Here is a 25,794-nt window from a genome sequence, read left to right as displayed (position 1 = left end):
GGCCCTATCCGCCAGGGCGTTTCCGCCTTTGTCCCGCCACCATGTCCAGGCTTTCCATGCCGCCTCCCGAACAGATCCATCCCGCCTTATGGCGGGGGACGCAGCTCGCGCGGGCGGCGCGCGCGGCGGTACCCACGGGGTACCCGGAGCTGGCGCGGGAACTTCCCGGCGGCGGCTGGCCTGCGGGGGCGTTGAACGAACTTTTGCTGCCACGCGCCGGGATAGGAGAAATGCGGCTGCTGCGGCCGGCGCTGCGGGGCCTGGGTCAGGAAGGCAGCATCGTTCTGGTACAGCCGCCCTGCGTGCCGCATATCGCGGCATGGACCAGTTGGGGATTGGACCCCGCCCGGCTCCTGTGGGTGAATCCCGCCCGGCCGGCCGATGCGCTGTGGGCGGCGGAACAAATCCTGAAGAACGGCGGCTGCGCCGCCCTGCTCTGCTGGCTGCCGCAGGCAAGGCCGGAATCCCTGCGCCGGCTGCATCTGGCGGCACAGGCTGGCGCCACGCTGTTTTTCTGCCTGAGGCCGGCGCGCGCGGTGGCCCAGGCATCGCCCGCGCCGTTGCGGCTGGCCCTGGCGCCGGCCGGCGACGGACTGCGGGTGGATATCGTCAAGCGTCGCGGACCGGTATGCAGCCATTCCTTGTTCATCGCGCTGGAAGGATCTTCCACGCCATCGCGCGAAACGCCACACCTCACACCGATCGATACGCCGCATCCCGCGCACGATCTTGTCTCGAATACCCATGCAACTCTGGATCGCCATTCACCTGCCGAGGCTGGCGCTGGACGCCCTGCATCCGCCGTGGCCGCTTGACGCCACGGCATGCGCGGTGATCGAGCACGAATGCGTCATGACGCTGACGCCGGCCGCGGCTGCCCATGGCATCCGCCTGGGCATGCGCCGCGCGGGCGCCAACGCGCTGGCGCCGCACGCCATCCTGCTGGATCGCGACGTCGCGGCCGAAAATACCGCGCTGGAAGGCGCCGCGCTGGCGCTGCTGCAATACACGCCGGACGTCGCGCTGGGCACCCAGGGCAGTTTGCTGCTGAACGTGGGCGCCAGCCTGCGCGTATTCAGCGGGCCTCGCGCCTTGGCGCGCCGCGTCGCCCATACCCTGCGTATCCTGGGCCTGCAGGCGCGCCTGGGCATGGCGCCCACAGCCGGCGGCGCCTGGCTGCTGGCGTGCCGCAACGATGCCGGACCGCGCCATGCGTTGGTTGCGGCACGGCTGGCGCGACGCCTGGACGCGCTGCCTTGCGCCCTGCTGCCGCAAGCCCAGCCCCATCTGGAATGGCTGCATGGCATCGGTTGCCGGCACTTCGGCTTCCTGCGCCGCCTGCCCCGTGCCGGCTTGCAGCGACGCTGTGGGACCGCGCTGTTGAAAGCCCTGGATGCCGCCTACGGCGACGCGCCGCAGGCTTATGCATGGATATCCCCACCGCCTGCTTTCAAGCGCCGCTACGAATTGATCGAACGCATCGAGCATACCGATGCCGTGCTTGCGGTGGCGCGCATCCTGGTGGAACAGATGAGCGGCTGGCTGGCTGCCCGGCAGCGTGCCGTACCCCGGTTGACCCTGGTGCTGGAACACGAACGCGGCCGCCATGCGCGGCCGCCCAGCCTGCTGGAATTGACCCTGGCCGAACCTGCCTGGCAGCCCGCTCACCTGCTGGGCCTGCTGCGCGAACGCCTGGGACGCATGACACTGCAGGCGCCGGTGATCGCGGTCGCGCTGGACGCGCCGCGGACGGTGCCGCAACCGGCGGCCAATACCACGCTGTTTCCCGAACCCGCCCAAGTCGCGAGCGAGCGCGCTCGCCTGCTGGATATGCTGACCGCCCGCCTCGGCGCCGATCGGGTGCTGCGGCCCAGCCCCGCCGCGGATCATCGGCCCGAGCTCGCCAATCGCTGGAAGCCCGTGCAGGATGCAAGCGACGCACACGCGGCCGCGCCAGTGCTGGATCGCCCCTTCTGGCTGCTCGATCCGCCCCAGCCGCTGCAAGTGCGGCGCAACCGTCCCGTGCACGGCACGCCCCTGACACTGGTGCGCGGCCCCGAACGCATCGAAAGCGGCTGGTGGGACGAAGCTGCCGCGGTACGTGATTATTTCGTGGCGGAAGACGCGCACGCCGCCCGCTTCTGGATCTACCGCGAACGCGGCATGACCGATGCACGCTGGTATCTGCACGGGCTGTACGCCTGAACCGCCATGCACGCGCCCGATGACGATCCAATGCCAGACGAATATGGCAATGCGCCGGTACCCGGCATCCCGCGGCATACGCTTCCCGCCTATGCCGAACTGGGCTGCATGACCAACTTCACCTTCCTGCGTGGCGCGTCGCACGCGGAAGAACTGGTCAGCCGCGCCGCCGAGCTGGGTTACGCCGCCCTGGCCATCACCGACGAATGCTCGGTGGCGGGCGTGGTGCGCGCGCATACCGAAGCCAAGGCGCACAAGCTGCCCTTGATCATCGGCAGCTATTTCGAACTCGCCGGCCACGCCGAACCCGTGCGCCTGATCCTGCTGGCGCAAACCCGCGAAGGCTACGGCAACCTGTGCGAACTGATCACGCTGGCGCGCACCGGCGCGAGCAAAAAAGGCTCGTACCATCTTGCCGCCTCCCATCTGGAACACCCGCCGGCGAATTCCCGGCATCTGGCCGGCCTGCCCGAATGCCTGGCCATCCTGGCGCCGGCGCACGGCATCGCCGCCGATCGGCTGGCGGACCAGGCGCGCTGGCTGGCGCGTGTCTTTCCCGGCCGGGCATGGATCGGCCTGACGCTCAGGCACCAATCCCGCGATGACCTGCATCGCGATGCCGTGGAAAGCGCCGCCCAATCCTGCGGATTGCCCATCGCCGCGCTGGGGCTGGCCGAAATGCATGTGCGCTCGCGCAAGCCCCTGCATGACACGCTGACGGCCATCCGCCTGGGCAAGCCGGTCGGCGAATGCGGCTATGCGCTGGCCGCCAATGCCGAACGCCATTTGCGTTCGCGCCTGCAGCTGGCCCGGCTCCATGACGCGGAGGCGCTGCGCCAGACGCTGGAGATCGCACGCCGCTGCACCTTCAACCTGGACGAGCTGCGCTACGAATATCCGGACGAAATCGTGCCGGCCGGCGCCACTCCCGCTTCGTACCTGCGCGCCGAGACCTATGCCGGCGCGCGCCGCCGCTTCGGCGAACGCACGCCGGATATCGTCGTCGAACAGATCGAAAAGGAATTGGCGCTGATCCAGGACCTGCGCTACGAAGCCTACTTCCTGACGGTCTACGACATCGTCAAGTTCGCCCGTACCAAGGGCATCCTGTGCCAGGGACGAGGCTCCGCCGCCAATTCCGCGGTGTGCTACTGCCTGGGCATCACGGAGGTCGACCCGGCGCGCGGCAACTCGCTGTTCGAACGCTTCATCAGCAAGGAACGCAACGAGCCGCCCGATATCGACGTCGATTTCGAACACCAGCGGCGCGAAGAGGTCATCCAGTACATCTACGAAAAATACGGGCGCGCGCGCGCCGCGCTGACGGCCGTGGTCATTACCTACCGCCCCCGCAGCGTGCTGCGCGACACCGGCAAGGCCCTGGGCGTGGACCCGGCCATCGTCGACGCGGTCGCCAAGGCGCACCAGTGGTGGGACGATCGCGCGGAATTGCTGCGCGGCTTCCAGGGCTGCGGGCTGGACCCCGAATCCGTCGTCGCCAGGCAGTGGGCGGCGCTGGCCACGCTGCTGATGGGATTCCCGCGGCATCTGTCGCAGCATCCGGGGGGCTTTGTCATGTCGCGCGGAAAACTGTCGCGGCTGGTGCCCATCGAAAACGCCGCGATGGAAGGCCGCAGCGTGGTGCAATGGGACAAGGACGACCTGGACGCCATGCGCCTGCTCAAGGTGGATGTGCTGGCCCTGGGCATGCTTTCGGTGATCCGCCGCGCGCTGGAGCTGGTATCGCTGCGGCGCGGCCAGCCGTTCGCCATGCAGGATATCCCGCCGGACGACGCGCCCACCTACGACATGATTTGCGAGGCCGATACGATAGGCGTGTTCCAGATCGAATCGCGCGCCCAGATGACCATGCTGCCGCGCCTGCGCCCGCGCGAATACTACGACCTGGTGGTGGAGGTGGCCATCGTGCGCCCCGGCCCCATCCAGGGCGGCATGGTGCATCCCTACCTGCGGCGGCGCCAGGGCATGGAGCCTGTCACCTACCCCAGCGATAAAGTGCGCACGGTGCTGGAACGCACCATGGGCGTCCCCATCTTCCAGGAGCAGGTCATGCAGATCGCCATGGTGGCGGCGGGTTTCACGGGCGGGGAAGCCGATGAACTGCGCCGCTCGATGGCGGCCTGGCGGCGCAAGGGCGGCGTGGACAAGTTCCACGCCAAGCTGGTCGGCGGCATGCTGGCGCATGGCTATACCAAGGAATTCGCCGAAGCCATCTTCCGGCAGGTCGAGGGGTTCGGGGAATACGGTTTTCCGGAAAGCCATGCCGCCAGCTTCGCCCTGCTGGCCTATGCCAGCTCCTGGCTCAAGCGCCACGAACCGGAAGCCTTCCTGGCGGCCCTGTTGAATTCGCAACCCATGGGGTTCTATGCGCCGGCCCAACTGATCCAGGATGCGCGCCGCCACGGCGTGCGGGTGCTGCCGGTGGACGTTCGCGCCAGTGATTGGGACAGCCGCCTGGACTTCGGCCAAGAGGGCGGCACTGCCCATGAAGATCCTGGCGGACATGGCGCGGCGGGCCGCCATGCCGGCCATCGGGGCGGGCCGGACGCACGTCCCGCGGTGCGGCTGGGCATGAGCCTGGTCAAGGGCATGTCCGAAGCGGCCGCCGGGCGCATCGCCGCCGCGCGCGCGCAGCAGCCTTTCGCGGATACGGGGGACCTGGCGCGACGCGCCGACCTCGGCCGCCACGATCTGGACGCGCTGGCCGCGGCCGATGCCCTGCTCAACCTGGCCGGCCACCGCCGCCAGGCACGCTGGGAAGCCGCCGCCGGCCCTCCGGCCAAAGGGCTGCTACGCGATGCCGCCATCGTTGAAGCCCGGACGCCCGACCTGCCCATGCCGACCGAAGGACAAACCATCGCCGACGATTACCGTTCACTGCGCTTCACCCTGCATCGCCATCCGCTGGCCTTGCTGCGCGGCAAGCTCCAGGCGCGCCGGTTCGAAACGGCCGAGACCCTGAACGGCTATCCCGATAAGCGCCTGGCGCGCGCCTGCGGCCTGGTGACGGTGCGGCAGCGGCCCGGCACCGCCAACGGCACGATCTTCGTTTCCATCGAGGATGAAACCGGCGCGGTCAACGTCGTGGTGCGGCCCGAACTGATCGAACGCCAGCGCCAGGAATTGCTGGCCTCCACGCTGCTGGGCGTGTACGGCGTTTGGCAGAACGTCAACAAGGTGCGCCATTTGATCGCGCACCGCCTGGTCGACCTGACGCCGCTGTTGGGAGACCTATCGGTCGGCAGCCGGAATTTCCATTGAAAGCCGGCAACGCCTACAACGCCGCCGCGCGCGCCGCCAGGCGCTGGTTGCCCACGCTGGCCGGCTTCAATGCCAGACGTTCGGCGGCCAGCACCTTGGCCAGACCGCGCGCGCCCTCGCGCAACGCGGCCTCCACCAGCGTCAGCCCCAGCACGTCGCGCTGCGCGTGGCTGCCTCCGAAGCGATGCGCGATCAGCCGTACATCGCGCAGCAGCGCGATGGCGCGGTCATAGTCCTCGCGCACGAAAGCCACCAGCGCATGCGCGACGGGCAAGCCGACATCGCGCGTCATCATGGCATTGGTGCCCGAGCCGGCAGCCGCGCTTTCCATGCTCTCGATCAGCGCCTGCGCCGCCGCGCCGTCGCCGGCGCCCAGATACGCCATCAGGGCATGCACGTCGTTGAAGGCGTAATAGCCGGCGCCGCCATGCGCCTGCCAGGCATCGGCAAGCTCCCGCCAACGCCGCCCGACATCCACGCCGCGCAGCCATAAGCGCCATAACATGGCGGACCCATCGATCAGATCCAGCACCTGCCCGGAGGACTCCTCGCGTATCCGCCGGTCATACAGCGCGAGCACCCGGTCCATCTGGTCATGGTCCAGGTGGAACAACGCCAGGTGCCACCAGTTGTGCACGGCCAGCATATTCTCGGCGGCCCAATCGTCGCGACGGCCATCCAGCCACGCAATGCCCTCCTCGACCCGGCCTTGCATTTCCATCACATGGGCCACGGCATGGACGGCCCACGGATCGCGCCGGTTCATATCGAGCGCGCGGCGTCCTTGCGCTTCGGCCTCGTCATAGAGATTGGTTTCCTCCAGTCCGAAGGCATACATGCCCAGCACGTATCCGAAATCCGGCATATGGGTATCCCAGGCCGGCAGAATGCCGGCGACGCGATCGCGCAGCATGACGGACCGGCCGAGGAGAAAATCGCCGATGTGGCCGACCTGCAGCGCCAGCGTGTCGCGGGGATGGTCCAGCAGGATATCGGCGTAGCGTGCCAGCGACTCCTCCAACCGGCCATCCAGCCACGCGCGCGCCGCCGCCGTGTGCCTGCGTTCGCGTTCGTTGGCGGCGGCATGCAGGCTTTCTGCCGCCTGGACGCTGTCGCGCAGCATGGATTGCACGCATTGGTCGCTGGCAGTGATGAGCATGCCGGCCCGCAGCGCATGGCCCATGACGAACTCGGGATCGCGCGCCAGAACGGCGTCGATGACACCCAACGGGTCGCCGTAATAGCCGTGGAACAACGATTGCGCCGTCTCGTAGCCTTCCAGCGTTTCGTCGTCGCGGGTGGAAACGGGATTGCCCCGTATATCGGTCAGCGCCATGGCGATCCCCCTGGCACGCATCGCCCGCCCCGGAATCGATAGGCGGGTCTTTTTCCCGATCTGACTACGATCGCGCGCCCGCGGCAATGCGTGAAAACCTTGTGCCATCCGACGACCGGACTAAGCAACCGAGGCACAGCATTTGCTGCGCAATCCACGCGGATCCGGTCCGCATTCCCCCGCCGTCCGTCTCGGTGGGGGCAATCATGCAAAGGAGCCAGCAATGAAGCAGCAATCCAACCAGCAGAACCAGCAAAACCAACAAGGCCAGCGCCAGCAGTCGCAAGAAGGCCAGCAGGGACAACAGCACAACCAGAACCCGCAACGTTCGCAACAACAACAGCAAGAGAACCGCTCCGGCCAGCAGCAGGGGCAGCAGCACCCCAGCCGCAGCTCGGGGTCCGACCAGAAACGCTAATCCGTCCGCATGGCGGGAGGGCAGCATCCAGGCGCGCCTTCCCGCAACTTGATAGGGTCGCGCACGGCCGGCCGGGTGGGCATCTCCCACCCGGCCGGCCGTGTCCCTATCCGCGTTGATTCCCCTACGGCGTTGCCCCGCTGCCGCTTCGGCGCGGCATCTCCTGCCGTATCACCCCGGCAAAAAGGGGCCCGGTTCTATCGGTGCCTGAATCCCGGCCATCTGCGCTGTCAGCAGCGCGGCGCTGCCACAGGCAAGCGTGAATCCCAGCGCTCCCTGCCCCAGGTTCATCCACAGATTGCAGGCCGCGCGGCTGGGGCCGATCCACGGTTTGCCCGACGGCATGGCCGGACGCAGGCCCGCCCAGGATTGGGCGTTTTGCAGGCGCAGCGCCGGAAAGGTATCGGCGGCCTGGCGCTTGAGCAACGCGACACGTCGCTCGTCGATACCGGCGTCGCCGCCGATATCCACCATGGCGGCCATGCGCAACACCGACCCGATGGGCGCGTACACGATGCGCCGTTCGTAGTCCGTCACGCTGATCGCCGGACCGGCGGCCTCATCGCCGTTCATCGGCACGCTCAGGCTATAGCCCTTCAGGCCATAGAGCGGCACGTCCTGGCCCAGCGGCCGCAGCAGCGGGCGGCTGCCCATTCCCGCCGCCACCACATAGGCGTCCGCCTCGATGTCGCCCGCGGGGGTGCGGGCGGCGACAATGCGCGCGCCGTCGCGCCGCAGGGCCGACACCGGCGTACTCATCAGGACACGGACGTTGGACTGGTGCAATAGCCGGCCGAACAGCCCTTCGGTGAAGCGCAGGCAATCGCCCACCTCTTCTCCCGGCGTATAGACGGCGCCGGCCAGGTGCGAGCGCATGCCGGCCAGCGCGGGCTCCATCTCCACCGTCCGCGCGGCGCTCAGCACCTGCTGGTCGGCGCCATGGCTGGCCTGGTAGTCCACCAGGGCGCGGGCCTTTTCCAGCAGCGCGCCGCTGCGATAGACGATCAGCTTGCCGTTGCGCAAATGGTTGAAGGACAGGGGCTCCTGCTCGAGCAGCGCGTGCAGGACATCGCGGCTGAGATACGACAAGGTCAGCATCTCGGCCGTGACGCGGCGCGACACCGACGCACGGCACGCCAGCGCGAATTGCACGCACCACTTCCATTGATGAGGATCCAGCCGGGGACGGAAGCGCAGGGGTGAATCGTCGCGCAGCAACCACGCGGGAACACTGGGCAGCACGCCCGGCCCCGCCAGGGGCGCCACATAGCTATAGCTGAGCTGCCCGCCATTGGCGTAGCTGGTTTCTTCCCCCGGACCGTCCCGTCCGTCCACCAGTGTGACGTCGTAGCCCTGCCGCGCAAGAAAATAGGCGGAGGTCACGCCGACCACCCCCGCGCCGATCACGCATACGCGCATGGCACCACCCTGAAGTCGTTCATAGGCGAAATTCTGGGCACCCGCCGCCAGCCGGGCAAATACCAAAGCAGCCAGAATACATAACCTTTGGCTATGGCCGGTTCCACATTCTCGTTACCTCTGGCTAACCACCAGGTGCGGCGCCCTGAATAACAAATATAAATGCGATGCCACCGATGTTACATCGTGCATAAGGCCCAGATCCGATATAACCTTTTGCTATCCAAGTCGCGCGACCCCACACCATGCGCCTGCGCCATATCGAACTCTTCGAAGCCATCCGGGCCACAGGCTCCCTGAGCCGCGCCGCCCAGGCCCTGCATATCTCCCAGCCGGCCGCCAGCAAAATGCTGGCGCACGCGGAAGCGCAGGTGGGGTTCCGGCTGTTCGAGCGGGTGAAGGGCCGGCTGCGCGCCACGCGCGAAGCCGACATCCTGGCGCCGGATATCGCGCGCCTGTCGCGCGACCTGGAAAGCGTGCGCAAGCTGGCCGCCAACCTGCGCCACCATCCCCGCGGCCACCTGCGCATAGGTTGCGCGCCCAGCCTGGGATTGGGCGTGGTTCCGCGCGCGGCGGGCATCAGCCGCGCCCGCCAGCCGGACATCACCTTCAGCCTGCAGACGCACCATACCGGCGAGCTTATCGCCGGCCTGCTGGCCCGGGAGATCGATATGGCCGTCACCTACGAGCCGCCAGCGCACCCGGGCATCGCGCGTATCGATCTGGACCGGTCCGAGATGGTCTACGTCAGCCGCGAACCGGGGAACCAGCCCGTCCCGCTGGCCAGTGTCCGCCCCGACAACCTGATCGCCATGGATCCGCGCGACCCCTTGGGCAGCCTGCTGCAGACCGCGCTGGCCGAGCATGGCGTCGGCATGAGCACGGCATTGCAGGTGCAGACGCACTATATGGCGTGCGCCATGGTGGAAGCCGGCTGCGGTGACGCCATCGTGGACGCCTACAGCGCCCACGGCATCTCGCGCCCAGGCCTGTCGATTCGCCGCCTGGATCCGCCGGTGCATTTCCATATCGGCGCGCTGGTGCATGCGGACGATCCCATGTCGGCCCTGCATCACGGTTTCGTCCATTGCCTGCGGCTGGCTTGCGCGGAAGTGGCCCAGGCCCTGACGCCCTGATCAGGGCCATTGCCCGGCCGGCACGATGCGCGGCGACGCGGCCCCGCGCGCGGCTCGCCAGACAGGAATGACGGCGCCGTCGGCGCGATCGCGGCGATGATCCGCGCCCCGCGCCGGCAGCCAGACGGCCGAAACCGACCAGGCGTCGTCCACCACCGCCGACCAGGCGTGCCAGCCGGGGGCCGGCGCGCGCAGGCGCCAGCCTTGCCAAGGCGAGCTGGCACACGGCAAGCCGGAAGACGACTGCCCCGGCGCCAAGCCTATCGACCGCATATCCGCCGGGAAATCCAGGTTCGCGGCCTTGATGAAGGATTCCTTCAAGGTCCACAGCTGGTAAAAGGCGCGCAGGCGCGCGGCGGCGCTGCCGCACGCCGCCAGCGCCGCGCGTTCTTCTTCGGTACAGCACCATTGCGCCACGCCGTCGGTATCGCGCGGGCGGATGGCCTCCAGGTCCACGCCGAGATGCCAGCCGGACGGCGCCGTGCCGACGACCGCATAACCGCGGGAATGACTGAGGGATAGCGCGGGGCTGGCGTCCGCCGGCCAGTCCGACCGCACCTGCTGCAACAATGCCCGGCTGACCCGCCAATCCTGCTCGGCCCGCGGCGAACGGGCGTGGCCGGCGCGCGCCCTGTCGGCCGCATGCAACATGTCGGCGCGATACCGATCGGCCAGTTCAGGGCCGCCCCACCACAGCGTCAAGGCGGCGGTCATCATTGAATCCCTGGGCGCATTCTTACAACCCGCTGAAAAAAAGTTGGATCCGGACCAGCTCCGGCCGCGATCCGGGTGCGAAACAATAACAACAAACCCCCTATCGGCTGCGGTGGACCGGTACACTTTCGCGCATGTTCAACTTTGAAATATCCGCATGGCGCGCCTGGGCGCCGGGCTTGGAGGACCTTCCCGCCTGGGAAACATGGGCACGCGGACCATACTGCCCCGCCGTCGCCGCCGCCGCGTCCCCCGACGTCGGCTTCCTGCCCCCGCTGCAACGCCGCCGGCTCAGCCCGCTGGCGCGGATGGCCGTCGCCTGTGCCTGGCCGCTGGCGGATAGCCGCCCCGCCATGCCGGTCGTCTATGCCTCGCACCATGGCGAGACCTCGCGCAGCTTCGAGCTGCTGCAATGCCTGGCGCGCGACGAGGCGCTGTCACCGACATCCTTCAGCCTGTCCGTGCACAATGCAACGGCCGGCATGTGGTCGATCCTGCGCAAGGAAACCGTCGAGTCCGTCGCGCTATCGGCAACCGGCGACGGGCTGGAAAGCGCGATCGCGGAAGCCTGCCTGCTGCTGGACGCGGGGCACAGCGACGCCCTGGTGATTCTGGCTGAAGAAACGCCGCCCGCGGCCTATCGGCGGTGGATCGACGACGTCCCGTTTTCCTACGCGCTGGCGCTCAGGCTTACCCGCGGCGATGCGTTCGAACTGTCCCTGCGCGAGGATGCCGGCGACACAGGCGCGGCCCCCAGCCCGGCCGATAACGCCGGCGATGCCGTCGCGGCGCCGGACGTCCCGCGGCGCTGGCCCCATCCGCTAAACCTGTTGCGTCACCTGGTGCTGGGCACGCCGCAGTGGCGACATCCCGCCCGCGCGGCGCACTGGCAATGGCGGCGCGCATCATGAACACCGTATCCGCCCGCGCCGACCGCCAGGATGCGTGGTTATTGCGCCTGATCGCCACGGCCGTGGCATTCGCCCTCTTCGGCATGGGCGGCCTCTTCCTGCGGCTGGTCGTCTTTCCCGCGCAGCGCCTGTGGCTGATGAATCCGACGCAACGCCGCCGCCGATCGCGTGCCGTCATCAACTGGACGTTCTACCGCTTCGTGCGGCTGATGGTCCGCATGGGCATCCTGACCTACGAGTTCCGCGGCGTCGAACGACTGGGGCGGCCGCACCAGATGATCGTGGCCAACCACCCTTCCCTGCTGGACGTGGTCTTCCTGATCGCGCATGTGCGCGATGCGAACTGCGTGGTCAAGCACAGCCTGGTGAAGAACCCCTTCACCGCCGGCCCCATCCGGAATGCCGGCTACATCACCAACGACGAAAGCCTGGACATGCTGGAACGCGCAGCCCAGGTCCTGCGCGAAGGCCAGACGCTGATCGTCTTCCCCGAAGGCACGCGCACGCCGGTCGATGCGCCGCCGCGGTTCCATCGCGGCGCCTGCGCCATCGCCGTCCGGGGCGCGCGGGTCGTCACGCCGGTGGTCATCACCATGAATACGCGCAGCCTTACCAAAGGCGAACCCTGGTACCGCATCCCCCATCGCCGCATGCATTACGTCTTCGAGGTGGGCGACGACATCGATCCCCGCCAATGGACCGAGCGGCATCCCGCGCCCATCGCCGGCCGGCGCATGAACGATCATCTACATCACTATTTCAGAATGGAGCTAGGGCTGGATGGAACAGTTGGAAAGTGAAATCAAGCAACTCATCATCGATGCGCTAGGCCTGGAGGACATCGCGCCCGAAGATATCGCCAGCGATGCGGACCTTTTCGGCGACGGGCTGGGGCTGGACTCCGTCGATGCGCTGGAACTCGGTCTTGCCTTGCAGAAGCGCTACGGCATCGCCATCGATCCCGAAACGCGTAATATGCGCGACCACTTCGCCACCGTCACCAATCTGAGCAAATTTGTATCCGCCCAGCGGGTCGCCTGAGCAACTGGAGCTAGTGTTATGCAAACCCGGGAAGACATCTTCAGCGTCCTGCGCGAAGCCCTGGTGGAATTGTTCGAGATTCCGGCGGATCGCGTCGTACCCGCCGCGCACCTTTACACCGACCTGGAGATCGACAGCATCGACGCCATCGACCTGCTCGATCACATCAAGCGCGAAACCGGATACAAACTGGCGGCGGAAAACTTCCGCACGGTGCGCACGGTGCAGGACGTGGTCGATGCCGTGTGGGAACAACAACAGCAACTGCAGCAGCGGGAATCGGCCGCATGACGCGGGCCGTCCTCGCGATCGCCCTGCTGCTGGCCGGTATGGCCTATCCCTTCGTGGCGCATGCAAGCCTGGAAAACGGCACGGCACGATGGATACTGCTGCCGCTGGCGGGATTGTGGCTGGCGCGCGCGCTGGTCGACAGGAAGCGGGCGGCGGGAGGATGGATGCTGCCGGCGATCGTGGTGGCGTTCTGCGCCTTTATCGCATGGTCGGATGACGCGCGCTGGCTGCGCGGCTATCCGGTGCTGGTCAACGGTGCGATGCTGGCGGTATTCGCGTCCAGCCTGTGGCGCGGCATGCCCATCGTCGAACGTTTCGCGCGGCTGCGCCATCCCGACCTGCCGCCGCGCGCGGTCGCGTATACCCGCCGGGTCACGCAAGTCTGGGCGGTTTTTTTCGCGATCAATGGACTGGTGTCCGCGGCGCTATCGCTGTGGGCGCCCTGGCATTGGTGGACGCTGTACAACGGCGTCATCAGCTACGTCCTGATCGGCGCATTGATGGCCGGGGAATGGCTGGTGCGTCCGTCGCCCGGCAAACCGGCCGGGGAAGCACACGCATCCGCCGGACACGCGCAGCGCGCGGGCCCGGCATCCGGCGTCGGTGAACGCGCGATGGCGCGCGACGGCGGTTGAAAGGGCGCGCCATGGCCTGGATGGACCTTGCCGGACTGCTGGCGGGCGAACGCCCTGACGTGCGCTACGCGCACGATCCCATGATGTCTCACGACGATTTCGTGCGCGATGCGCTGTCGGCCGCCGGGGCGCTGCGCGCGCGCGGCGTGCGCCATGCCGGCCTGTGGTTCGAGGACGCGGCCCTGCTGGCGGTGGCGCTGTTCGCCTGCTGGCGCGCCGGCATCGTCGCCGTCCTTGCCGGCGATGCGCGGCCGGCTTCCTGCGCTGCGATCGACCGCGACGTGGGCCTCTGGCTGAGCGACCAGCCGGCCCTTCCCGTCCCGCCCGGCCGCCACCATACCCTGGCCGGCCTGGCCGGCAGCGCGCCCCCGCTGGCGCCATGCATGCTGGACCCGCGCGACGGCGGCGTCGTGCTGTGCACGTCCGGCTCCAGCGGACAGCCCAAGCGCATCCGCAAGCAGTGGACGCAGCTCATCGCCGAAATCACCGCCCTCGAAAGCGTGTGGGCGTGGTCGGCGGCGCCCGCCTGCGTGCTGGGCAGCGTCAGCCCGCAACACATGTACGGCCTGCCTTTTCGCGTGCTGTGGCCGCTGGCTTCGGGCCGCGCGATCGGCCGTCGACAGCTTGCCTTTCCCGAAGCCTTGCAGCAGGCCAGCCTGCCGCACGGGACTTTCGCATGGATCGCCAGCCCGGCACTGCTCAAGCGCCTGGGCACGCAGTTGGACTGGGATGCGCTGGCCGGTGGCATCGCGCAGATTTTTTCCGCGGGCGGCCCGCTGCCCGGCACGGTGTCGGATCTGCTGGACAGCCGGCTCGGCTGCCGCCCGACGGAAATCTACGGCAGCTCGGAAACCGGCGCCGTCGCATGGCGACGCGGCGACGGTGCCTGGACGCCCCTGCCGGGCGCTGCTGCCGGCGTGCAGGATGGCGCGCTGTGGGTGCGGTCCGCGTGGCTGGAAAGCGGCGACCGCTTCCAGACGGCCGACGCCGCGACGCTGGATGGCCCGGGTTTCCGCCTGCAAGGACGATTGGACCGCATCGTCAAGCTCGAGGAAAAGCGCATCGCGCTGCCCGGGCTGGAAGAGCGCTTGATGGAGCACCCCCATGTCCGCGAAGCGCGCCTGGGAATGGCCGGCACGCCGCGCCTGACCGCGCTGGTGGCACTGGCGCCGTCCGGCATCCACGCGCTGCGCAACCAGGGCCGCAAGGCCGTCATCGACGCGTTGCGCGCCCATATGGCGGCCACGGTTGAACCGCTGGGCGTGCCGCGCCACTGGCGTCTGATGCGCGAGCTGCCCTGGAACGCCCAGGGCAAGCTGCCGCAGGACAGCTTCGCGGCGGCGGCGACGCGGCCCCGCGCGCCGGTCGCGCAATTGCGCTCGGCGACCGAATCCGCCGATGGCGTGCGCGAATTGCGCTTGGGCATGGAAGTCCCCCTGGATCTGGCGCATTTCAACGGCCATTTCGCCGGCATGCCGGTCGTGCCGGGTGTGGCGCAGATCGAATGGGCCATGGATCTCGCGCGCCGCCACCTGGACGCCGCCCTCGGCTTTCACGGCATGGAAGCCCTGAAATTCCAGCGGCTGACACGGCCCGGCGACACGCTGGACCTGACGCTGACCTGGCATCCCGCGCGGGCCAAGCTGTATTTCGAGTACCGCTCCGACGGCCAGCCCTGCTCGTCCGGCCGCATCCTGGCCGCGGCCGCCGCGGCGGGGGCCGCATCATGACGACGCACCGGCTCTGCGCCGTCATCCCCGTCTACAACCACGGCGACACGGTCGGCGACGTGGTCGAACGCGTACTCGCCCATGGCATCCCTTGCATCCTGGTGGATGACGGATCGGCGCAGCCGTGCGCCGAACGCCTGGATGCCCTGGCGGCAGCGGGCCGCGCCACGCTGGTGCGCCGGCCGCGCAACGGCGGCAAGGGCCGCGCCGTGCAGGACGGCCTGCGCCACGCCGCCGGCCTGGGCTATACGCATGCATTACAGATCGATGCCGATGGCCAGCATGCGCTGGACGACATACCCGGGATGGCACGAGCTTCCCGCGCGCATCCCGCCGCACTGGTGGGCGGTGCGCCGGCCTATGGCGCGGACGCACCGCGCAGCCGGCTGTACGGGCGCTGGCTGACGCGCCTGTGGGTGTGGATCAACACGCTATCCACGGATATCCCGGATGCGATGTGCGGCTTTCGCGTGTACCCGCTGGCACCCGTCCTGGCCCTGCTGGAACGCCGGGATCCCGGCGATCGCATGGATTTCGATATCGCCGTGCTGGTCCTGCTGCATTGGCGCGGCGTGCCCATGATATGGTGCCCGACGCGGGTCATCTACCCGGCCGGCGGCGTGTCGCACTTCCAGGGCCTGCGCGACAATGCGCGTATCAGCGCCATGCATGCGCGTCTCTTTTTCGGCATGCTGCCGCGCGCGCCCGGCCTGATCGCCCGCAAGTTCAGAAAGCAAAAGACCCCAGCATGACGCATCCCCCGCCAACCCGCCATTGGGCCGCCCAGCGCGAACGCGGCGCCCCCTTTCTGATGCGCCTGACGGCGCGGGCGGCGCGCGTGTTCGGCCGCGGCGCCATGCGCCCGGTGGTGGCGATGATCGTGTTCTATTTCTATTGCTTCAGCCCGCGCGCGCGCCGCAGTATCGCCGAATACCAGCAGCGCCTGCGCCACGCCGGGGCCGCGCACGCGCTGCCGGCGCGGCGCCCGGTCTACGGCCAGTTCCGCGCCTTCGCGGACGCCATCCTGGACAAGCTCGATGTATGGCAGGGTCGCCTGACGGCCCGCGACGTCGTCATTCAAGACCCGCACGACCTGCACGCGCAGATGCGCGCGGGCCGGGGGCAGATCCTGGTGGGCTCGCACCTGGGCAATCTGGAAGTCTGCCGCGCGCTGGTGGAGCGCGGCGGCCAATTGACGCTGAATGTGCTGGTGCATACGCGCCACGCCGAGGCTTTCAACCAGCTCCTGGCCCAGGCCGGCGCCAGCCGCTTGCGCCTGATCCAGGTCACCGAACTCGATGCCGCCATCATGCTGCAATTGAACGACCGCATCGAGCGCGGCGAATGGCTGGCCATCGCGGGCGACCGCGTGCCGGTGCGTGGCGGGCGCGTCGTCGACGTCGATTTCCTGGGCGCGCCGGCTGCCTTCCCGCAAGGGCCCTGGCTGCTGGCGGCCCTGCTTAAATGTCCGGCCAACGTGCTGTTCTGCACCAAGATCGACGGCCGCTACCGCATCGCGCTGGAACGCCTGGCCGATCGCGTCGAGCTGCCGCGCGGGCGGCGCGAGGAAGGCGTGCGCCAGTGGGCGCAGCGCTATGCCGACCGCCTGGCGCGGGAATGCCGCGATGCGCCGCAGCAGTGGTTCAATTTCTATCCGTTCTGGAGCCGTCATGCGTAAACGCGGTGTATTCGCCGTCGAAACCGCCGTGACGGTCCCCTTCTTCGATGTGGACTCGATGAACGTGGTGTGGCACGGCCACTACGTGAAGTACCTGGAACAGGCGCGCTGCGAACTGCTGGACGCGCTCGGCTACGGGTATGACGCCATGTTCGCCTCCGGCTATGCATGGCCCGTCATCGACCTGCAATTACGCTATATGAACCCCGCCGTATTCGGCCAGCGCGTGATCGTGCGCGCCGAACTGGTGGAGTGGGAGAATCGCTTGAAAATCCATTATCTGATTACCGATGCCGGCAGCGGCACGCGCCTGACCCGGGGCAGCTCCGTGCAGGTGGCCGTGCGCATGGACAACCGCGAGATGCAGCTGGTGTCGCCGCCCGCGCTGCTGGACGCCGTGCGCAAGGTGCTGGCATGACCGCGCGGCGCCAGGGATGGATCCGCCGCATCGCCGCCGCCGTGCTGCTGGCCGCGAGCGCCGCGCCGGCGTGGGCCTTCGACCTGAACGATCTGCAGGCCCAATTGCGCGAAGCGCCCGTGGTGCGCGGGCAGTTCGTCCAACAGAAGTTCCTGCGCTCGCTGCCGCAGCCCTTGACGAGCACCGGGCTGTTCACCCTGTCCGCGCAGGACGGCTTGCTGTGGGAGCTGCGCGCACCGCTGCACCAGGACCTGCTGCTGACCTCCAGCGCCATCTTCCGGCGCGACGACGGCGGCAAATGGCAGGCCTTGCCGCAAGCCGTGGGCGCCGGTCGCGAGACCCGCATGTTCCTGACGGTGCTGAGCGGCGATACGCGCTCGCTGCAGGACAACTTCGATATTTCGCTGAGCGGCTCGGCCGGCGACTGGCAACTGGTCATGACGCCCAAGGCGGCGCTGCTCAAGCAGATCTTCACCGATATCCGCATTTCCGGCGGCAAACTGGTCCAGCGCATCGAATTGCGGGAGACCCAGGGCGACAAGACCGTCATGGAAATGAAGAACACGCGAGCCGACACCAAGCTGAACGATGATGAGCGCCGTGATTTCGAGTCCTGACCGCCGCATGGCGCGGGAACGGCGCCTGACCGTCCTGTTCCGCATCGCGCTGGCCCTGGTGATCTGCCTGGGGCTGTGGGAATGCCGTCACGGCTGGCCGGTGTCGTCCAGTCTGCTGGACCTGGTTCCCGTCGCGCAGGGCGACGCGCTGCGCCAGCGCGCGGACGACCGCATACAGGAACCCCTGCAACGCCAGGTGATCGCCCTGGTCAGTGCCGACGATCGCGAACGCGCCGTCGAGCTGGCGCGCGGGATGGGCCATGCATGGCGGCACAGCGGCCTGTTCGCCGACGTTCAGGTGGACGTCGATGTCGACGTCGATGGCGTGCGCAAGCAATTGCTCTCCCAGCCCCTGGCCCTGCTGCCACCGCGCGCCCGCGACACGCTGATCCGCGATCCGGCCTCCTATGCCGCGCGGCGGGTGCGCGAGCTGGCCAATCCGTTTTCGTCGACCGGCCTGGTGCCCGCCGACGATGATCTGCTCGGTCTGTCGCATGCCGCGGAACGCGCGCTGCGCACGCCAGGCGCGGTGCAGCTGGACCTGGTCAGCGGTACGCTCATCGCCCATGACGGCACCAGGGACTGGGTACTGGTGCGCGCGCAGACCAGCGGCGACGCCTTCGACGGCGCATCGCCCGGCCAGGTGGCGCGCCTGGTCGACGAAACGCGGGCCTCGGTCGTCAAGGATGGCGGCCGCATGCTGGTGGCCGGCGGGCCGCTGTACGCGGCGGAGGGCCGCGCGCGCGCCGCGGGTGAAAGCACCTGGATCAGCGCCATGGCCGTACTGGGCATTATCGCGCTGCTGCTGCTGACCATGCGCGGCTGGCGTTCGCTGCTGGCCTTCGTGCCGGTGGCCGTCGGCCTGCTGTGCGGCGCGGTGGCTTGCGTCGCGCTGTTCGGCACCATCCATATCCTGACGCTGGTGGTCGGCGCCAGCCTGATCGGCATCGCCATCGATTTCCCGATGCACCTGCTGGCCAAGCGGTACGGCATGCCCGATTGGCAGGCATGGCCCGCCCTGCATCGCGTGCTGCCGGGATTGACTATCAGCCTCGCGGTGACGATGGTCGGTTATCTGGCGCTGGTCTTCACGCCCTTCCCGGCGCTAACCCAGACGGCCGTCTTTTCCGCCGCGGGCCTGTTCGGCGCCTATGCCTGCACAGTGTGCGAACTGCCGAACTGGCTGCGCGGCTGGCAGCCGCGGCCTTTCACGCCGCTGCTGTCGCTGGCGCAGGCCCTGCTGCGCCGGCTGGCGCTGTGGAGCGGCCGGCGGCCCACGCTGCCCTGGCTGGCGGCCGGCATCGCGCTGGTGTCGATCGCCGGCATCTCGCACCTGCGCGTGCAGGACGATTTGCGCCAATGGCTGGCGCTGCCCGCCCCGCTGCTGCAACAGGCGCAGCAGATCGGCCGCATCACCGGTATCCAGCCCACCAGCCAGTACTACCTGGTGCGCGCCGCCGATACCAACGCGTTATGGGAACGCCAGAACGCGCTGGACACTCGCCTGGACGCCCTGGTCAAGGCCAAGGCGCTGGACAGCTACCTTTCCCTGAACCAGCTGGTCGCGCCCGAGGGCGCGCAGCGGGCCCTGCTGGACGCCCTGCGCGATCCCAACTGGCGCGCCCGCCTGGTGCCGTCTTTCGAAGCGGTCGGCATCCCCGCCCAGGCCGTCATCCAGCAGGTCGACGCCCTGGCGGCGCAGGAACCCGTCACCGTGGACAAGGTGCTGCAGGGTCCGCTGGGGCAAAGCCGGCGCATGCTGTGGCTGGGACAGGATCATGGGCAGGTAGCCGCGATGGTGGTGTTGCAGGGCCTGCATGACCCGGCGGCGGCCCAGGCCGCGGCGCAAGGGCTGGAGGGCGTATCCTTCGTCGACCGCAGCGGACAGTTGAACGAAACGTTCACGCAGACCCGCATCCGCGCCGCCGAATTGAAGCTGCTGTCGTACGTGGCGGCCGGCGCGCTGCTGTGGCTGACCCTGGGCCGCTCGGCGACCTGGCGCCTGCTGGCCGTGCCGCTGACCGCGACGGCATGCACGCTGGCCACCCTGGGCCTGCTCGGACAGCCTCTGACGCTCTTCAGCCTGTTCGGCCTGCTGCTGGTATCGGCCATCGGGCTGGACTACGCCATCGTCATGTACGAACGCGTGGCCGGCGCCGCGGCCAGCTTCGTCGGCATCGTACTGGCCGCCGCCACGACCGTCCTTTCCTTCGGATTGCTGGCCTTCAGCAGCACGCCGGCCATCTCCAACTTCGGCATGTCCGTCGGCATCGGCGTGGCGTTCTGCGTGCTGTGGGCGCCGTGGGTCCGTCCTGCCGGCGACGCCATGCCGGCCGTTTCCGCTAACCACATCAAAAAGGCATAACAACGTGGAGAAGCACGAAGTCGTCATCATCGGCGCCGGCCCCGCCGGCGCGGTCGCCGCCGGCCTGCTGCGCCGGCACGGCCACGATGTCCTGGTATTGGAGCGGCAGCGCTTCCCGCGCTTCTCCATCGGTGAAAGCCTGCTGGCGCATTGCATCGAATTCATCGAAGAGGCCGGCATGCTGCCGGCCGTGCAGGCGGCGGGTTTCCAGGAAAAGAACGGCGCGGCCTTCGCCTGGGGCGAACGCTACACGGCATTCGATTTCCGCGACAAGTTCTCGCCCGGGCCGGGCACGACCTTCCAGGTGCTGCGCTCGCGCTTCGACCAGATCCTGGCGGACGAAGCCGCGCGCCAGGGCGCGGAAGTACGCTACGAGCAGGAAGTGGTGGCGGCGGATTTTTCCGGCGACCAGCCCCTGCTGTCGGTGCGCGCCGCCGGCGCGCAGGATGCGCCGGTGCGCAAGATCGCCGCACGGTTCGTACTGGACGCCAGCGGCTACGGCCGGGTCCTGGCGCGGCTGCTGGATCTCGAACGGCCCAGCGGCCTGCCGCCGCGCAAGGCCCTGTTCACGCATATCGAGGACCGTATCGACGACCCTGGCTTCGACCGCGGGAAGATCCTGATCAGCGTGCATCCGGATCATCCCGGCGTGTGGTTCTGGACCATTCCGTTTTCCGGCGGGCGCTGCTCCCTGGGCGTGGTGGGCGGCGACGACCTGATCGGCGATACGCCGGACCACATGGCCCGGCTGCGTGAACTGGTCGAGGGCGCGCCCAACCTGAAGCGCTTGCTGGCGCGTGCCGTCTGGGATACGCCGGCGAATGCGATAGGCGGCTATTCGGCCAGCGTCACCACACTGCACGGCCCGGGCTTTGCCTTGCTGGGCAACGCGGCGGAATTCCTGGATCCGGTGTTTTCGTCGGGCGTGACCATCGCCCTGCACTCGTCCAAGCTCGCCGCCGACGCCCTGCACCGCCAGTTGGGCGGCGCCACGGTGGACTGGCAGCGCGAATTCGCCGAACCCCTGATGGCCGGCGTCGAAACCTTCCGCACCTATGTCGAAGGCTGGTATACCGGGGCCTTCCGCGATGTCGTCTTCTACGAGCGCGCGCAGCCGGACATCCGGCGCATGATTTCCTCCATCCTGGCCGGCTATGCCTGGGACAGGAAAAACCCCTTCGTCGCCGAACACGCCCGCCGTTTGCGCACCCTGGCTGAAATCTGCGCCATGTCCGGTCCGTCCGCCGGCGGCGCCGCGCATAGCCTGGAACCCACGGCCTGAGTCCGACACCACGCCCCGACCCAACCCGTTTTGCCTTTCCGCCTTCCCATGACGCATCCTTCCTCGCCCATCCGCCGCCTGCTTGCCGCTCTTCCCCTTCTGGGTGCGCTGTGGCTGGGCGGTTGCGCGGGCGTACCGCCGACACCCGTCGCCCAGGCGGACCTGGGGCTGCCGCGACGTGTCCACGTCAGCCTGCAGGCTCCCGGCCAGCCAAGGCAGGACGCGCTGCTCGTCGTACAGTCCGAAGGACCCGATGCCACGCGCTGGTCGATGTTCGATCCGCTGGGGATGCCCATGGCGCGGCAGATCCTGCAGGACGGCAAATGGCGCAACGACGGATTCATGCGGCCGAACGCCCAGGCCAGCGACATGTTCTCCGCCATCCTGTTCGCCTGGACACCCGCGCCGTCCCTGTCTTCGGCGTATGCCGGCAAGGATTGGTACCAGGGCGCCACCGCGAACGGCGGACGCGAGCGCGTGATGAACCAGGATTGCAATGTGCGCTGGCGCGTCCTCTGGCAGCCCGGCGCCCCCGCGGACACCTTCGCCATCGCGACGGGCGGCGGCACGACCTGGCGTGTCGAACCGCTGAAGGAGTCGCCATGACCGCGTGGCTGGGCACGCCCGGTATCGTCTGCGCGCTGGGCCGCGGCATCGATGCCGTCGCGGCGGCGGCGCTGCGCGCGGACACGGCGGGCATGCAGGCCCGCGAAGGCTGGGTCCAGGGCCGGCGCATCGTGCTGGGCGTCGCGCAGGCCGAGCTACCCGCCTTGCCGGCCGGGATGCCGCGGCACTACGACAGCCGCAACAACCGCTTGCTGCTGGACGCGGCATTGCAGATCGAAAGCGCCTTGCGCGCGGCCGTCGAAGGCTATGGGCGGCTGCGTGTCGGCATCGTGCTCGGCACGAGCACCTCCGGCGTGAACGAGAACGTGCATGCCTATCGCGTGCTGGAACAGGACGGCGCGTGGCCGGCCGATTACGATTACCGCCGCCAGGCCCTGGCCTCGCCGGCGTCCTTCCTGGCCGATTGGCTGGGCGTGGCGGGACCGGCCTACACGGTGTCCACCGCCTGCACCTCCGGCGCGCGTGCCCTGCTGACCGCCCGTCGCCTGCTGGCGCGGGGCGCGTGCGACGCCGTGATCTGCGGCGGCGTGGATACCCTGTGCTCGCTTACGATCAACGGTTTCGCCGCGCTGGAAGCCTTGTCCCACGGACTGTGCAATCCCTTTTCCGCGCATCGCGACGGCATCAACATCGGCGAAGGCGCCGCCCTGTTCCTGATGCAGCGCGAACGCCCCGAAGGCTCGGCCGCTGTCCTGCTGGGCGGCGCGGGCAGCAGCGACGCCTGGCATATGTCGGCGCCCGATCCCACCGGCGCCGGCGCGGCGCAGGCCATGCGCGCGGCGCTTGCCGATGCCGGCCTGTCCGCCGCCGACATCGGCTGGCTGAACCTGCACGGTACGGCCACGCAGCACAACGATGCGATGGAAAGCCACGCGGTGCACGCCGTATTCCCGCAAGGGGTCTCCTGCGCGTCCACCAAGCCCCTGACCGGCCACACCCTGGCCGCGGCGGGCGCCATCGAGGCCGCGCTGTGCTGGGCCGTGATCGACGACGCCTGCCTGGCCGGCCGCCTGCCGCCACAGCGGTGGGACGGCGCGGCCGATCCCGCCCTGCCGCCGCTGGACCTGACGGCACCCGGCCGCTGCCTGCCCGCCGACGCGCCGCGCGCCGTCATGAGTAACTCCTTTGCCTTCGGCGGCAGCAATGCCAGCCTGGTCTTCGGAGCCTGCCCATGACGGCCTGCCCCTGGCCCGTGGCGGGCCTGCTGCCCCATTCCGGCGACGCCATCCTGATCGATACGGTGGACGACTGGGACGCCGAATCGCTGCGTGCCACCGCGGTCGTCAAGCCGGACGGCCTGTACAACAGCCCCGACGGCAGCCTGCCGCCCTGGATGGGGCTGGAAATCATGGCGCAGGCCGTCGGCGCCTGGGCCGGCTGCCAGGCACGCCACCAGCAACAAGAGGTCGGTCTCGGCTTCCTGCTGGGCACGCGGCGCTACGAATGCCACGTGCCCTATTTCGCCGCCGGTACCCGCCTGTCCGTCCGCGTCGCGCAGTCGCTGCGCGACGCCGCCGGCATGGGTGTCTTCGAATGCGAATTGCGTGCCGGCGACGCACTGCTCGCCTTTGCGCGGCTGAACGTCTACAGCCCCGCCGATGCCACCGCTTTCACGCGCGAGGATCCGCCCGCCGACGCCGCCGGGTCCGACCAAACCACCGATATGAAGACCCGCCAGGTCTCGCCATGACAGAAGCCGAACACATGCAAGCCGCCAACGCCTCCTCTTCCCTGCCGGTCCTTGTGACCGGATCCAGCCGGGGCATCGGCCGCGCCATTGCCTTGATGCTGGCGCGCGAGGGCTATACGCCCGTCATCCACTGCCGCGCGCGACGCGAAGAGGCCGATGCCGTATGCGACGCCGCGCGGGCCCTGGGCCAAGCCGCCCGCGTCCTGCAATTCGACGTCCGCGACCGCGCCGCCGCGGCCGCGGCATTGAACGCCGATATGGACGCGAACGGCGCCTACTACGGCGTGGTGCTGAACGCCGGCCTGACGCGCGACGGCGCCTTCCCGGCGCTGAGCGGCGACGACTGGGACGACGTGCTGCGCACCAACCTGGACGGCTTCTACAACGTCATGCATCCCGTGGTCATGCCCATGATCCGCCGCCGTGCCCCTGGCCGTATCGTCTGCCTGACGTCCGTATCCGGGGTGATAGGCAACCGCGGGCAGGTCAACTACAGCGCGTCGAAGGCCGGCCTGATCGGCGCCGCCAAGGCGCTGGCCGTGGAGCTGGCCAAACGGCGCATCACCGTCAATTGCGTGGCACCGGGCCTGATCGATACCGACATGGTCGACGGCGATGTCCCCGTGGAGGAAATCCTGAAGTCCGTTCCCGCCGCGCGCATGGGAATGCCCGACGAGGTCGCCGCCGCGGTCGCCTTCCTGCTGTCGCCGGGCGCCGCCTACATTACCCGCCAGGTATTGGGCGTGAACGGAGGACTGTGCTGATGAAACGCGTCGTCGTCACCGGCATGGCCGGCATCTGCGCGCTGGGCCGGGACTGGGCCACCATACGCGCGGGGTTCGAAAAGCGCCGCAACGCGATCCAGTACATGCCGGAATGGGAACGCTACGCCGAAATGGGCACGCGGCTGGCCGGCCCGGTGCACGATTTCGCGCCACCGGCGCACTGGACCCGCAAGCAATTGCGCAGCATGGGGCGGGTATCGCAGCTATCCGTGCGCAGCGCGGAAATGGCGCTGGCCGACGCCGGCCTGCTGGACGATCCCGATATCGCCGACGGCCGCATGGGCGTGGCCTGCGGGTCGTCCACCGGCAGCACCGCCGAAATCAAGGCCTTCGGCAACATGCTGCTGAACGGCGTCACCGATGACCTCAGCGCCAATTCCTACGTGCGCATGATGCCGCACACCACCGCCGCCAACATCGGAATCTTCTTCGGCCTGAAGGGCCGCATCATCCCGACATCCAGCGCCTGCACCTCGGGCAGCCAGGGCATAGGCTATGCCTTCGAGGCCATCCGCTACGGGCGCCAGGCGCTGATGCTGGCCGGCGGCGCGGAAGAACTCTGCCCCAGCGAAGCCCTGGTATTCGATGCCCTCTACGCCACCAGCCAGCGCAACGATGCGCCGGAAAGCTCGCCGCGCCCCTACGACAGCGCCCGCGACGGCCTGGTGGTGGGCGAAGGCGCCGGCATGCTGGTGCTGGAAGACCTGGACCACGCCCTGGCGCGCGGTGCGCGCATCCATACCGAAGTGGTGGGATTCGGCTGCAACTCCGATGGTACCCACATCACCCGTCCGGAGGCGGCCACCATGCAAGTGGCCATGGAAATGGCGCTGCGCGACGCCGGCCTGCCGGCGTCCGCGATCGGCTACGTGAACGGGCATGGCACCGCCACCGAACAAGGCGACATCGCCGAAACCCAGGCCACCGAAGCGGTTTTCGGCACCGGCATGGCCATCAGTTCGCAAAAAAGCTACCTGGGCCACACGCTGGGCGCCTGCGGCGCGCTGGAATCCTGGTTCAGCATCGAGATGCTGAACAGCGACTGGTATGTGCCCACCCTCAATCTGGAAAACGTCGATCCGCGCTGCGGCCAACTGGACTACCTGCGCGACGAAGCGCGGCCCCTGGTCAACGAATATGTCATGAACAATAACTTTGCCTTCGGCGGCATCAACACATCGCTGATCTTCCGCCGTTGGCGCTGATTTTTTCCT

25 protein-coding genes are annotated in these 25,794 nt (G+C 68.7%); 22 read left to right on the top strand and 3 right to left on the bottom strand.

Annotated features, from left to right (window positions below):
• Positions 1 to 56 precede the first annotated feature (56 nt).
• From imuA to CAL28_RS11500, 3 genes are read left to right on the top strand one after another with little or no spacing between them, the layout of a single operon-like run.
• Positions 57 to 815 (top strand): translesion DNA synthesis-associated protein ImuA, encoded by a 759-nt coding sequence (gene imuA / locus CAL28_RS11510; protein WP_094841507.1) that lies wholly within the window; start codon positions 57 to 59, stop codon positions 813 to 815.
• Positions 745 to 2,205 carry a Y-family DNA polymerase gene (locus CAL28_RS11505; RefSeq protein WP_094841506.1) on the top strand — a complete coding sequence of 487 codons (1,461 nt, stop codon included), beginning with the start codon at positions 745 to 747 and terminating at the stop codon, positions 2,203 to 2,205. Before imuA ends, CAL28_RS11505 begins: the two co-directional genes overlap by 71 nt.
• 30 nt (positions 2,206 to 2,235) lie before the next feature.
• A complete protein-coding gene (locus tag CAL28_RS11500) occupies positions 2,236 to 5,487 on the top strand; it encodes an error-prone DNA polymerase (RefSeq protein WP_254926095.1) in 3,252 nt (1,083 codons plus the stop codon).
• A gap of 13 nt (positions 5,488 to 5,500) precedes the next feature.
• Here the strand turns inward: CAL28_RS11500 and CAL28_RS11495 are convergent, their stop codons facing one another.
• A complete protein-coding gene (locus CAL28_RS11495) occupies positions 5,501 to 6,823 on the bottom strand; it encodes a tetratricopeptide repeat protein (RefSeq protein ID WP_094844563.1) in 1,323 nt (440 codons plus the stop codon).
• 223 nt (positions 6,824 to 7,046) lie between these two features.
• On the opposite strand from CAL28_RS11495, the gene CAL28_RS11490 reads away from it, so the two are divergent.
• Complete coding sequence (locus CAL28_RS11490) at positions 7,047 to 7,241, top strand: hypothetical protein (RefSeq protein WP_094841504.1); 195 nt, start codon at positions 7,047 to 7,049, stop codon at positions 7,239 to 7,241.
• 171 nt (positions 7,242 to 7,412) lie between these two features.
• Here CAL28_RS11490 and CAL28_RS11485 read toward each other — a convergent pair whose 3' ends face one another.
• Positions 7,413 to 8,660, bottom strand: coding sequence for a D-amino acid dehydrogenase (locus CAL28_RS11485; RefSeq protein ID WP_094844562.1), 1,248 nt, complete (start codon positions 8,658 to 8,660; stop codon positions 7,413 to 7,415).
• 245 nt (positions 8,661 to 8,905) lie between these two features.
• On the opposite strand from CAL28_RS11485, the gene CAL28_RS11480 reads away from it, so the two are divergent.
• Positions 8,906 to 9,796, top strand: coding sequence for a LysR family transcriptional regulator (locus CAL28_RS11480; protein ID WP_094841503.1), 891 nt, complete (start codon positions 8,906 to 8,908; stop codon positions 9,794 to 9,796).
• Here CAL28_RS11480 and CAL28_RS11475 read toward each other — a convergent pair whose 3' ends face one another.
• Positions 9,797 to 10,513: a 4'-phosphopantetheinyl transferase family protein gene (locus CAL28_RS11475; protein WP_094841502.1), complete on the bottom strand. Its 717-nt coding sequence runs from the start codon at positions 10,511 to 10,513 to the stop codon at positions 9,797 to 9,799.
• Between the two features lie 131 nt (positions 10,514 to 10,644).
• Here CAL28_RS11475 and CAL28_RS11470 point away from each other — a divergent pair, with 131 nt between their 5' ends.
• The 17 genes from CAL28_RS11470 to CAL28_RS11390 are packed head-to-tail and all read left to right on the top strand — an operon-like array spanning position 10,645 to position 25,785.
• The gene (locus tag CAL28_RS11470; protein ID WP_094841501.1) at positions 10,645 to 11,421 is read left to right on the top strand and encodes a beta-ketoacyl synthase chain length factor; all 777 of its coding nucleotides are present in this window, start codon (positions 10,645 to 10,647) and stop codon (positions 11,419 to 11,421) included.
• Entirely contained in the window at positions 11,418 to 12,221 is an 804-nt protein-coding gene (locus CAL28_RS11465) for a lysophospholipid acyltransferase family protein (protein ID WP_094844561.1), read from the top strand. The genes CAL28_RS11470 and CAL28_RS11465 overlap by 4 nt, the downstream gene beginning before the upstream one ends.
• Positions 12,202 to 12,462: a phosphopantetheine-binding protein gene (locus CAL28_RS11460; protein WP_094841500.1), complete on the top strand. Its 261-nt coding sequence runs from the start codon at positions 12,202 to 12,204 to the stop codon at positions 12,460 to 12,462. Before CAL28_RS11465 ends, CAL28_RS11460 begins: the two co-directional genes overlap by 20 nt.
• 18 nt (positions 12,463 to 12,480) lie before the next feature.
• The gene (locus tag CAL28_RS11455; RefSeq protein WP_094841499.1) at positions 12,481 to 12,753 is read left to right on the top strand and encodes an acyl carrier protein; all 273 of its coding nucleotides are present in this window, start codon (positions 12,481 to 12,483) and stop codon (positions 12,751 to 12,753) included.
• Entirely contained in the window at positions 12,750 to 13,388 is a 639-nt protein-coding gene (locus CAL28_RS11450) for a hypothetical protein (protein WP_217906562.1), read from the top strand. Before CAL28_RS11455 ends, CAL28_RS11450 begins: the two co-directional genes overlap by 4 nt.
• A gap of 11 nt (positions 13,389 to 13,399) precedes the next feature.
• Positions 13,400 to 15,118, top strand: a complete 1,719-nt coding sequence (locus CAL28_RS11445; protein ID WP_094841498.1) for an AMP-binding protein — start codon at positions 13,400 to 13,402, stop codon at positions 15,116 to 15,118.
• Positions 15,115 to 15,870 (top strand): glycosyltransferase family 2 protein, encoded by a 756-nt coding sequence (locus CAL28_RS11440; protein ID WP_094841497.1) that lies wholly within the window; start codon positions 15,115 to 15,117, stop codon positions 15,868 to 15,870. Before CAL28_RS11445 ends, CAL28_RS11440 begins: the two co-directional genes overlap by 4 nt.
• Positions 15,867 to 16,796 carry an LpxL/LpxP family acyltransferase gene (locus tag CAL28_RS11435; RefSeq protein WP_094841496.1) on the top strand — a complete coding sequence of 310 codons (930 nt, stop codon included), beginning with the start codon at positions 15,867 to 15,869 and terminating at the stop codon, positions 16,794 to 16,796. The genes CAL28_RS11440 and CAL28_RS11435 overlap by 4 nt, the downstream gene beginning before the upstream one ends.
• The gene (locus tag CAL28_RS11430; protein ID WP_094841495.1) at positions 16,789 to 17,214 is read left to right on the top strand and encodes an acyl-CoA thioesterase; all 426 of its coding nucleotides are present in this window, start codon (positions 16,789 to 16,791) and stop codon (positions 17,212 to 17,214) included. The genes CAL28_RS11435 and CAL28_RS11430 overlap by 8 nt, the downstream gene beginning before the upstream one ends.
• Entirely contained in the window at positions 17,211 to 17,831 is a 621-nt protein-coding gene (locus CAL28_RS11425) for a LolA family protein (protein WP_094841494.1), read from the top strand. Before CAL28_RS11430 ends, CAL28_RS11425 begins: the two co-directional genes overlap by 4 nt.
• The gene (locus CAL28_RS11420) at positions 17,815 to 20,196 is read left to right on the top strand and encodes an MMPL family transporter (protein ID WP_254926094.1); all 2,382 of its coding nucleotides are present in this window, start codon (positions 17,815 to 17,817) and stop codon (positions 20,194 to 20,196) included. Before CAL28_RS11425 ends, CAL28_RS11420 begins: the two co-directional genes overlap by 17 nt.
• 4 nt (positions 20,197 to 20,200) lie before the next feature.
• Positions 20,201 to 21,478, top strand: coding sequence for an NAD(P)/FAD-dependent oxidoreductase (locus CAL28_RS11415; protein ID WP_094841492.1), 1,278 nt, complete (start codon positions 20,201 to 20,203; stop codon positions 21,476 to 21,478).
• A gap of 48 nt (positions 21,479 to 21,526) precedes the next feature.
• Complete coding sequence (locus CAL28_RS11410; protein WP_141218174.1) at positions 21,527 to 22,084, top strand: hypothetical protein; 558 nt, start codon at positions 21,527 to 21,529, stop codon at positions 22,082 to 22,084.
• A complete protein-coding gene (locus CAL28_RS11405; RefSeq protein ID WP_094841490.1) occupies positions 22,081 to 23,280 on the top strand; it encodes a beta-ketoacyl-ACP synthase in 1,200 nt (399 codons plus the stop codon). Before CAL28_RS11410 ends, CAL28_RS11405 begins: the two co-directional genes overlap by 4 nt.
• Positions 23,277 to 23,795, top strand: coding sequence for an ApeP family dehydratase (locus tag CAL28_RS11400; RefSeq protein WP_094841489.1), 519 nt, complete (start codon positions 23,277 to 23,279; stop codon positions 23,793 to 23,795). Before CAL28_RS11405 ends, CAL28_RS11400 begins: the two co-directional genes overlap by 4 nt.
• Positions 23,792 to 24,559 carry a 3-oxoacyl-ACP reductase FabG gene (gene fabG, locus CAL28_RS11395; protein ID WP_254926093.1) on the top strand — a complete coding sequence of 256 codons (768 nt, stop codon included), beginning with the start codon at positions 23,792 to 23,794 and terminating at the stop codon, positions 24,557 to 24,559. Before CAL28_RS11400 ends, fabG begins: the two co-directional genes overlap by 4 nt.
• Positions 24,559 to 25,785, top strand: a complete 1,227-nt coding sequence (locus CAL28_RS11390; RefSeq protein WP_094841488.1) for a beta-ketoacyl-ACP synthase — start codon at positions 24,559 to 24,561, stop codon at positions 25,783 to 25,785. Before fabG ends, CAL28_RS11390 begins: the two co-directional genes overlap by 1 nt.
• Positions 25,786 to 25,794: the final 9 nt, after the last annotated feature.

Origin of the sequence: Bordetella genomosp. 11, from assembly GCF_002261215.1 — a bacterium.
GTDB lineage: Bacteria > Pseudomonadota > Gammaproteobacteria > Burkholderiales > Burkholderiaceae_B > Bordetella_C.
This window is presented reverse-complemented; position numbering and strand designations above follow the sequence as displayed.

Excerpts from the sequence above, each read along its gene's own strand:
- imuA (WP_094841507.1), top strand. The coding sequence starts at position 57 with ATGCCGCCTCCCGAACAGATCCATCCCGCCTTATGGCGGGGGACGCAG.
- CAL28_RS11505 (WP_094841506.1), top strand. The coding sequence starts at position 745 with ATGCAACTCTGGATCGCCATTCACCTGCCGAGGCTGGCGCTGGACGCC.
- CAL28_RS11500 (WP_254926095.1), top strand. The coding sequence starts at position 2,236 with ATGCCAGACGAATATGGCAATGCGCCGGTACCCGGCATCCCGCGGCAT.
- CAL28_RS11495 (WP_094844563.1), bottom strand. The coding sequence starts at position 6,823 with ATGGCGCTGACCGATATACGGGGCAATCCCGTTTCCACCCGCGACGAC.
- CAL28_RS11490 (WP_094841504.1), top strand. The coding sequence starts at position 7,047 with ATGAAGCAGCAATCCAACCAGCAGAACCAGCAAAACCAACAAGGCCAG.
- CAL28_RS11485 (WP_094844562.1), bottom strand. The coding sequence starts at position 8,660 with ATGCGCGTATGCGTGATCGGCGCGGGGGTGGTCGGCGTGACCTCCGCC.
- CAL28_RS11480 (WP_094841503.1), top strand. The coding sequence starts at position 8,906 with ATGCGCCTGCGCCATATCGAACTCTTCGAAGCCATCCGGGCCACAGGC.
- CAL28_RS11475 (WP_094841502.1), bottom strand. The coding sequence starts at position 10,513 with ATGATGACCGCCGCCTTGACGCTGTGGTGGGGCGGCCCTGAACTGGCC.
- CAL28_RS11470 (WP_094841501.1), top strand. The coding sequence starts at position 10,645 with ATGTTCAACTTTGAAATATCCGCATGGCGCGCCTGGGCGCCGGGCTTG.
- CAL28_RS11465 (WP_094844561.1), top strand. The coding sequence starts at position 11,418 with ATGAACACCGTATCCGCCCGCGCCGACCGCCAGGATGCGTGGTTATTG.
- CAL28_RS11460 (WP_094841500.1), top strand. The coding sequence starts at position 12,202 with ATGGAACAGTTGGAAAGTGAAATCAAGCAACTCATCATCGATGCGCTA.
- CAL28_RS11455 (WP_094841499.1), top strand. The coding sequence starts at position 12,481 with ATGCAAACCCGGGAAGACATCTTCAGCGTCCTGCGCGAAGCCCTGGTG.
- CAL28_RS11450 (WP_217906562.1), top strand. The coding sequence starts at position 12,750 with ATGACGCGGGCCGTCCTCGCGATCGCCCTGCTGCTGGCCGGTATGGCC.
- CAL28_RS11445 (WP_094841498.1), top strand. The coding sequence starts at position 13,400 with ATGGCCTGGATGGACCTTGCCGGACTGCTGGCGGGCGAACGCCCTGAC.
- CAL28_RS11440 (WP_094841497.1), top strand. The coding sequence starts at position 15,115 with ATGACGACGCACCGGCTCTGCGCCGTCATCCCCGTCTACAACCACGGC.
- CAL28_RS11435 (WP_094841496.1), top strand. The coding sequence starts at position 15,867 with ATGACGCATCCCCCGCCAACCCGCCATTGGGCCGCCCAGCGCGAACGC.
- CAL28_RS11430 (WP_094841495.1), top strand. The coding sequence starts at position 16,789 with ATGCGTAAACGCGGTGTATTCGCCGTCGAAACCGCCGTGACGGTCCCC.
- CAL28_RS11425 (WP_094841494.1), top strand. The coding sequence starts at position 17,211 with ATGACCGCGCGGCGCCAGGGATGGATCCGCCGCATCGCCGCCGCCGTG.
- CAL28_RS11410 (WP_141218174.1), top strand. The coding sequence starts at position 21,527 with ATGACGCATCCTTCCTCGCCCATCCGCCGCCTGCTTGCCGCTCTTCCC.
- CAL28_RS11405 (WP_094841490.1), top strand. The coding sequence starts at position 22,081 with ATGACCGCGTGGCTGGGCACGCCCGGTATCGTCTGCGCGCTGGGCCGC.
- CAL28_RS11400 (WP_094841489.1), top strand. The coding sequence starts at position 23,277 with ATGACGGCCTGCCCCTGGCCCGTGGCGGGCCTGCTGCCCCATTCCGGC.
- fabG (WP_254926093.1), top strand. The coding sequence starts at position 23,792 with ATGACAGAAGCCGAACACATGCAAGCCGCCAACGCCTCCTCTTCCCTG.
- CAL28_RS11390 (WP_094841488.1), top strand. The coding sequence starts at position 24,559 with ATGAAACGCGTCGTCGTCACCGGCATGGCCGGCATCTGCGCGCTGGGC.